The organism is Mesorhizobium sp. P3_A9, from assembly GCF_056402975.1.
The window spans coordinates 1-7756 of record NZ_JBFUGJ010000285.1 but is presented as its reverse complement, the minus strand read 5'-3'; the positions used below and the strand labels follow the sequence as shown (position 1 = coordinate 7756).

At 62.8% G+C, this 7756-nt stretch carries 10 protein-coding genes; all 10 read left to right on the top strand.

The window, feature by feature from the left end:
• On the top strand, positions 1–408 hold a 408-nt coding region (locus AC1DX0_RS27215), incomplete at its 5' end, for an SPOR domain-containing protein (protein ID WP_477357493.1).
• 190 nt (positions 409–598) lie between these two features.
• Positions 599–1618 (top strand): beta-N-acetylhexosaminidase, encoded by a 1020-nt coding sequence (gene nagZ, locus AC1DX0_RS27210; protein ID WP_477357491.1) that lies wholly within the window; start codon positions 599–601, stop codon positions 1616–1618.
• A gap of 62 nt (positions 1619–1680) precedes the next feature.
• Positions 1681–2481: a segregation and condensation protein A gene (locus tag AC1DX0_RS27205; RefSeq protein ID WP_475460436.1), complete on the top strand. Its 801-nt coding sequence runs from the start codon at positions 1681–1683 to the stop codon at positions 2479–2481.
• Entirely contained in the window at positions 2478–3245 is a 768-nt protein-coding gene (gene scpB, locus AC1DX0_RS27200; protein WP_477222263.1) for an SMC-Scp complex subunit ScpB, read from the top strand. Before AC1DX0_RS27205 ends, scpB begins: the two co-directional genes overlap by 4 nt.
• A 180-nt stretch (positions 3246–3425) precedes the next feature.
• Positions 3426–3647 (top strand): twin-arginine translocase TatA/TatE family subunit, encoded by a 222-nt coding sequence (locus tag AC1DX0_RS27195; protein WP_013895102.1) that lies wholly within the window; start codon positions 3426–3428, stop codon positions 3645–3647.
• A 29-nt stretch (positions 3648–3676) separates the two neighbouring features.
• A complete protein-coding gene (tatB, locus tag AC1DX0_RS27190) occupies positions 3677–4441 on the top strand; it encodes a Sec-independent protein translocase protein TatB (protein ID WP_477222264.1) in 765 nt (254 codons plus the stop codon).
• Entirely contained in the window at positions 4438–5313 is an 876-nt protein-coding gene (tatC, locus tag AC1DX0_RS27185) for a twin-arginine translocase subunit TatC (RefSeq protein WP_477222265.1), read from the top strand. The genes tatB and tatC overlap by 4 nt, the downstream gene beginning before the upstream one ends.
• A gap of 103 nt (positions 5314–5416) precedes the next feature.
• Positions 5417–6721 carry a serine--tRNA ligase gene (serS, locus tag AC1DX0_RS27180; RefSeq protein ID WP_477357489.1) on the top strand — a complete coding sequence of 435 codons (1305 nt, stop codon included), beginning with the start codon at positions 5417–5419 and terminating at the stop codon, positions 6719–6721.
• Entirely contained in the window at positions 6721–7479 is a 759-nt protein-coding gene (surE, locus tag AC1DX0_RS27175; RefSeq protein ID WP_477357487.1) for a 5'/3'-nucleotidase SurE, read from the top strand. The genes serS and surE overlap by 1 nt, the downstream gene beginning before the upstream one ends.
• On the top strand, positions 7476–7756 hold a 281-nt coding region (locus tag AC1DX0_RS27170), incomplete at its 3' end, for a class I SAM-dependent methyltransferase (protein ID WP_477357486.1). The genes surE and AC1DX0_RS27170, both read left to right, overlap by 4 nt.

Genomic DNA, 7756 nt, shown 5'->3' with positions numbered 1-7756 from the left:
GCCCTCAAGCCTGCAGCCAAGCCGGCGAAGGCGCAGTCAGCCAACACTCCGGCCAAGGTTGCGATCGCGCCGCAGCGTCCGTCGGATCAGCCGGTCGACGTCGTCGGCGAGGTCAAGCCCGACCAGGTTGCTTCCATCGATCCGGCAACGACTGCGACCGGTGGTGGTTCGTGGTCGATGCAGGTTGCCTCGCAGCCGACGGTGGAAAGCGCCCAGTCGACCTACCAGGATCTGCAGCGCCGCTATGGCAGCGTGCTTGCCGGCCGCACCGCCAACATCGTCAAGGCCGAGATTGCCGGCAAGGGCACGTTCTACCGCGTCCGTGTCGTGGCCCAGTCGCGCAACGATGCCATCAATTTGTGCACCAGCTACAAGGCTGCCGGCGGCAACTGCTTCGTGTCGCGCTAAACGCGTTTCAATCAATCAAAGCCGGCGCGGCCCAAGGTCGCGCCGGCTTTTTCATGTGCCCAGCGTTTTTTCATGTGCCCAGTGCTTTTTCATGTGCCCAGTGCTTTTTCATGTGGAAGCAAGTCACGTGCTTCCACGCATGTGTCCAGAGACGATTCCCTTTGGCCGCGCGAAGCCCTAAACTCCTGATATGACCGAATCAAAAGCCATGATCCTCGGCTGTGCCGGGAAATCGCTCACCCGCGAAGAAATCAATTTCTATCGCAATGAATGCCCGTGGGCCTTCATCCTGTTTGCCCGCAACATTGGCGAGACCGAGCAGATCCGCGATCTGGTCGCCGAGATGCGCGACTGTATCGGACGCCCGAACGCGCTGGTGTTCATCGACCAGGAAGGCGGCAGGGTGCAACGCCTGCGGCCGCCGCTGGCGCCGAACTATCCGGCGGGTGGGGCGCTTGGCGCGCTGTGGCGCGACGATCACGACGCCGGCGCCCGTGCCGCATGGCTGATGGCGCGCCTGCACGCCTTCGACCTCTTGCGCTACGGCRTCACGGCGGATTGCCTGCCGGTGCTCGACGTGCCGATCGAAGGCGCCAGCGAYGTCATCGGCGCGCGCGCCTATGGCAAGGASCCKCGYCCGGTCAYCGAACTCGGCCGCGCSGCGGCRGARGGGCTGATGGCCGGCGGCGTGCTGCCGGTGATGAAGCATATTCCGGGGCATGGCAGAGCCTTTGCCGACACGCATTTCGAGCTGCCAATAGTCAACGCCTCGCTCAGCGATCTGCAACGGCATGACTTTGCCCCATTCCGGGAGCTTAACGACCTGCCGATGGCGATGACGGCGCATGTCGTCTACAGCGCCATCGACCCCAACAACCCGGCGACCACATCCGGCAAGGTCATCGACGAGATCATCCGCCGCGAGATCGGCTTCGATGGGTTGCTGATGAGCGACGATACCTCGATGAAGGCACTTTCTGGGGATTTCCCCACAAAGGCTGCCTCGATCCTTGCGGCGGGCTGCGATCTGGTCCTTCACTGCAATGGCGTTTTCGAGGAGATGGCGGGCATCGCCTCGCGCACCAAGGGGCTTGAGGGCAAGTCGCTGGAGCGCGCAAAGCGGGCACTGACCTATATAAAGAAACACGACGCGGTCGAGGAAACCGAGATACGCGCTGAATTCGCCACCTATTTCGATGCGGTGGCCTAACGAAGGGAAGTGACAGGGCAGTGGCGGAAACATTGGAAAGCAAGGCTGCGAAGGCCGCACCGATGGACCGCCTGTGGGCCGAGAACGACGATTCACGCGTCACCGGCGACCCGTCGCTGGTCGTCGACGTGGCCGGCTTCGAAGGTCCGCTCGATCTTCTCCTGCATCTTGCCCGGACCCAGAAGGTCGATCTGGCACGCATCTCGATCCTGGCGCTGGTCGAGCAGTATTTGACCTTTGTCGAGACGGCGAGGGCGCTGCGGCTCGAACTCGCGGCCGACTATCTGGTGATGGCGGCGTGGCTTGCCTTCCTCAAGTCGAAGCTCTTGATCCCAAAACAGCCGGGTGAAGAGGGCGAAAGCGGCGAGGAACTGGCGGCGGTTCTGCAATTCCGGCTGAAGCGGCTGGAAGCCATGCGTGACGCGTCGGCGCGCCTGGTCAACCGAAACCGGCTCGGCCGTGACGTGTTTGCGCGCGGCATGCCGGAAATGGTCATCATCGAGAAGCGCAACGCCTATTCGGCGTCGCTTTATGATTTGCTGACCGCCTATGCCCAGCAGCGGCAGAAGCAGGCAATCAACAATGTGACCATCGCCAGGCGTGGTGTCTGGTCGCTCAAGGACGCGCGCGACATCCTGACCCGGCTGGTCGGGGCTGTCAGCGACTGGACGACGCTGGAAAGCTTCCTGATCGTGTACATGACCAGCCCAGAGGAAAGGCGTACGGCGATCGCCAGTTCGTTTGCGGCAACATTGGAACTGGTGCGCGACGGCACGATGGATTTGCGGCAGGATCAGACGTTCGCACCGATCTATCTGCGCGGCCGCGTGCAGGCAATCAAGGCAGTCGAGGTGGCATCATGAGCGAACGCGCCAACGCTTCGGTTATCCCCTTCAAGGTGGATGATGGGCCGGAAGAGGGCGATCTCGACGAGGCTTCCGTCCAGAATCCGGCACAGAACCCGGCCGAGCGCCTGCATATGGCGGAAGCCGTGCGCATGGCAGAGGCGATTGTTTTCGCCAGCGCCGAGCCGGTCAGCGAAAAGCAGCTTGCCGCGCGCCTTCCCGACGGCATCAACATCGCCCTTGCCATGGCCGAGCTGCAGCAGGTCTATGCGCGGCGCGGCGTCAATCTGGTGCGCGTCGGCGACGCCTGGGCGTTCCGCACCGCCGGCGATCTCGCCTTCCTGATGAGCCGCGACACGGTGCAGCAGCGCAAGCTGTCGCGCGCGGCGCTCGAAGTGTTGGCGATCATCGCCTATCACCAGCCGGTGACGCGCGCCGAGATCGAGGACATCCGCGGTGTCGAGACGTCGAAGGGCACGCTGGACACGCTGCTCGAGACGGAATGGGTGCGCATGCGCGGCCGCCGCAAAACGCCTGGCCGTCCCGTCACTTACGGCACCACCGAAACCTTCCTCGACCATTTCGCGCTCGAGGAAATCCGCGATCTTCCCGGCATGGAGGAGCTGAAGGGGGCGGGCCTGCTTTCGGGCCGCATGCCGTCGAACTTCTCCATTCCGCAGCCGCCGGCCGACCCGGATGCGCTGACCGAGGACGAGGATCCGCTGACCGACATCGACCTCGAGGAACTCGGCCTTTTGACGCCGCGCGTCACGGAAGATTGACCATTGGCGCTCTGTCCAAGCGCGCCGATAGGTCGTAGATGCGCCGATTGGTAGCGGGCCAGCGAGTCGAAAAAGCGTGACATCCGTCACCCTTTCATAAACTCTGTCGCTGTTGTGTTTGAATCCCAACGCGAAAACGCATAGATCATCGCCAGGGAAAACATTCGAGAGAGATTTGCTATGGGTTCATTTTCGATTTGGCACTGGATGATCGTGCTGGTGATCGTGCTGCTGGTTTTCGGCCGCGGCAAGATTCCGGAACTGATGGGCGACATGGCCAAGGGTATCAAGAGCTTCAAGAAGGGCATGGCGGACGACGACGTCGCTGAGGACAAGCGCACCGTCGAACACCGTGCCGACGAGACCGTTTCGGCCGTGAAGGAAAAAGCCAGCAAGAGCTGAGCCAAAAGTTCTAGTCGGAACAGATTGCCATGTTTGAAGTCGGCTGGACCGAAATGCTGGTGATCGCGATCGTCATGATCGTGGTCGTCGGGCCGAAGGATTTGCCCAATATGCTGCGCACCTTCGGGCGCACGACGGCGAAGCTGCGCGCCATGGCGGCCGATTTCCAGAAGCAGTTCAACGAAGCGCTGAAGGAAGCCGAGCTCGACGACGTCAAGAAGTCGGTCGACGAGCTCAGGGGCCTCAGCCCCGTTGCCGAGATCAAGAAGCAGCTCAATCCGTTCGAGCAGGCGGCGTCCGATGTGCGCGCCGGTGTCGACGCAGCGATGAAGCCGAAGCCGGCCGCCGATCCGGCAACGCCCGCCGCTTCGACGGCACAGGCCGCCGAACCGCTGAAGAATGGCGCGACGGAAATGCCTGGCGTCAGCGGGCCAGAAACCACGCCAGCGGCCCCAATTTTCCCGGCGATGACCGATGAATCGGTGGTGACGGCATCCGTGGTGCCGAAGGCAGCTGCGGCCAAGAAAGCGACCAAGGCCGCGCCGGCAGCAAAAGCGCCGTCCAAGGTCGCGACTGCCGCGAAGCCGGTGACGGCAAAAGCCGCACCCGCGGTGACTGCAAAAGCTGCGCCCGCGGCCAAGGTGTCGGCAAAGGCCATGACCGCTGCAAAGCCTGCCGCAACCAAGACGCCTGCCGCCAAGCCGGCTGGTGCCAAGACCGTGGCGAAAGCCGAACCGAAGCCTGCCGCGGCGAAGAAGCCAGCGGCCAAAAAGACGGCTGGAGCCGCCAAGTGAGCGTTTCGGACAAGGAAAAGGACGAGATCGAAAAATCGTCCGCTCCCCTGATGGAGCATCTGATCGAGCTGCGCCGGCGCCTGATCTGGTCGCTGGGTGGCTTCTTCGTCGCCTTCCTGGTTTGTTTCTTCTTCGCCAAGCGGCTGTTCAACCTTCTGGTCGTCCCGTTCAAATGGGCGACGAAATGGGCTGGTCTCGATCCGCACAAGGTCGAGCTGATCTACACCGCGCCGCAGGAATTCTTCTTCACGCAGGTCAAGCTCGCCATGTTCGGCGGTATGGTCATCGCCTTTCCGCTGATCGCCACGCAGATCTACAAGTTCATCGCGCCCGGCCTCTACAAGAACGAGCGCAACGCTTTCCTGCCGTTCCTGATCGCATCGCCGATCCTGTTCCTGATGGGCGCTTCGCTGGTGTATTTCTTCTTCACGCCGATGGTGATGTGGTTCTTCCTCGCCATGCAGCAGGCCGGCACCGACGATCAGGTGCAGATTTCGCTGCTGCCGAAAGTGTCGGAATATCTCAGCCTGATCATGACGCTGATCTTCTCCTTCGGCTTGGTGTTCCAGCTGCCGGTGGTGACCAGCCTGATGACGCGTGTCGGCATGCTGTCGTCCAAGGCGCTGGCCGAGAAGCGCAAATGGGCGATCGTTATCGCCTTCATCGTTGCTGCCGTGCTGACACCGCCCGATCCGATGAGCCAGATCGGCCTGGCCATTCCGACCATCCTTCTCTACGAGGTCTCGATCTGGGCCGCGCGTTGGATCGAGCGTGACCAGGAAAAGCAGCGGGTTGCGCGCGAGAAGCAGGAAGCCGGCGAGACCGTGGCTGACAAAACACCGGACGAACCTCCAGCGCCGGCCGCTTCCTAAGAGGTCAGCGGCGGCGGAAAACGACAGCTGCCGCCCAGCCTCATCTTGCATCGATCAAGGATGCGGTTTACGCCCTCTGGCCTAGCTTGAGGACGAAAAAACCATGCTTGATATCAAATGGATTCGCGACAACCCGAAGGCCCTTGTCGAGGCGCTGGTGAAGCGCTCGTGGTCGGCGGCTGAGGCGCAGTCCACGGTCGACGGGCTGATCGCCTCAGACGAGGCGCGGCGCGAACACGTCACCGAACTGCAGACCAAGCAAGAGCGCCGCAATGCCGCCTCGAAGGAGATCGGCAACGCCATGCGTTCGGGCGATGCAGCGCTTGCGGAGAAACTGAAAGCCGAAGTCGGCGAGATAAAAACCTTCATCCAGAATGGCGAGGCGCGCGAGCGCGAACTCGACAAGGCTCTGAACGACGCGTTGGCAGTGCTGCCCAATGTGCCGCTCGACGACGTGCCGGTCGGCAAGGACGAGCACGACAATATCGTCAAACACATTGTCGGCACGGTGCCGACGCGGCCGAACTGGGTGAAGGAGCATTTTGAGATCGGCGAAGCGCTCGGCATGATGGATTTCGAACGGGCGGCAAAGCTGTCGGGCTCGCGTTTCACCGTGCTGAAGAGCGGCCTGGCGCGGATGGAACGAGCCATCGGCCAGTTCATGCTCGACCTGCACACGACCGAGCATGGCTATGAGGAAGTGATCCCGCCGCTGATGGTGCGCGACGAGGTGCTTTTCGGCACCAACCAGCTGCCGAAGTTCGAGGAAGACCTGTTCTTTGTGAAGCATGGGGAGGGCAGGCTCGGCCTGATCCCGACCGCCGAAGTGCCGCTCACCAACCTGGTGCGCGAAGAGATCACGGCGCATGAAAAACTGCCGTTGCGCTTCACCGCACTGACGCCATGTTTCCGCTCGGAAGCAGGTTCGGCCGGCCGCGACACGCGCGGCATGCTGCGCCAGCACCAGTTCTACAAGGTCGAGCTGGTGTCGATCACCGACCAGGAATCCTCGCTCGCCGAGCATGAGCGGATGACGCAATGCGCCGAGGAAGTGCTGAAGCGGCTGGAATTGCCGTTCCGCACCATGGTGCTGTGCACCGGCGACATGGGCTTTGGCGCGCGCAAGACCTATGACATCGAGGTCTGGCTGCCCGGCCAGAACGCCTATCGCGAAATCTCGTCCTGCTCGGTCTGCGGCGATTTCCAGGCGCGTCGCATGGATGCCCGCTACAAGGACAAGGATGGCAAGGGCAATCGCTTCGTCCACACGCTCAACGGTTCGGGCACCGCCGTCGGCCGCGCGCTCATAGCTGTCATCGAAAACTACCAGAATGAGGATGGCAGCGTAACCATTCCTGAAGTGCTGCGGCCTTACATGGGCGGTCTGRCAAAGATCGAAGCGAAATAATGCGCATYCTYCTGACCAATGATGACGGCATTCATGCCGAGGGCCTGGCGTCGCTCGARCGCRTCGCCCGCACSCTGTCGGACGAYGTCTGGGTGGTGGCGCCGGAGCAGGAYCAGTCCGGCTATGCSCAYTCGCTGTCGATCTCGGAGCCGYTGCGCYTGCGCAAGATCGGCGAGAAGCATTTTGCCGTGCGCGGCACGCCGACCGACTGCGTTATCATGGGGGTGAAGAAGATCCTGCCCGGCGCGCCGGACCTGATCCTGTCCGGCATCAATTCCGGCGCCAACATCGCCGACGATGTCACCTATTCCGGCACCGTCGCCGGCGCCATGGAAGGCGCGCTGCTCGGCATCCGCTCGATCGCGCTCAGCCAGGGCTATTCCTATGTCGGCGAGGATCGCGTCGTGCCCTACGAGACGACGGAGGCGCTGGCGCCGGCACTGCTGAAGAAGCTGGTCGCGACGCCATTGCCGGACGGCGTGTTGCTCAACGTCAATTTTCCCAACTGCCTTCCCGAGGAGGTCGCCGGCACGGTGGTCACCACGCAGGGCAAGCTCGTGCACAGCCTGTGGGTCGATGAGCGCCGTGACGGGCGCGGCCTGCCTTACTACTGGCTGCGCTTTGGCCGCGAGCCGGTCGAAGGCAAGCAAGGCACCGACCTCTACGCGCTGCGCAACCGCCTGGTGTCGGTGACGCCGTTGCAGCTCGACCTCACCGCGCATGAGATCCGTGACCAGCTGAGCAAGGCGCTTGCATGAACCTGCCAATCGATGACCGCGAAGGATTTGCCGCTTTCCTGTTGCGCCTGCGCGGCAGGGGAACGGTGCCGAAGGCGCTAATCGCGGCGTTCGAGGCGACGCCGCGACGCGGTTTCCTGGCGCCCCACTTCCACCAGATCGCCTGGTCGGACSGYATGCTGCCGATCGAATGCGGCGAGGCGATCGAAGGCGCCGACATGCAGGCGGCGGTSATCGCGGCCCTTGCCATCGAGGCGGGAAACCGTGTGCTCGAGATCGGCACCGGCTCCGGCTATAC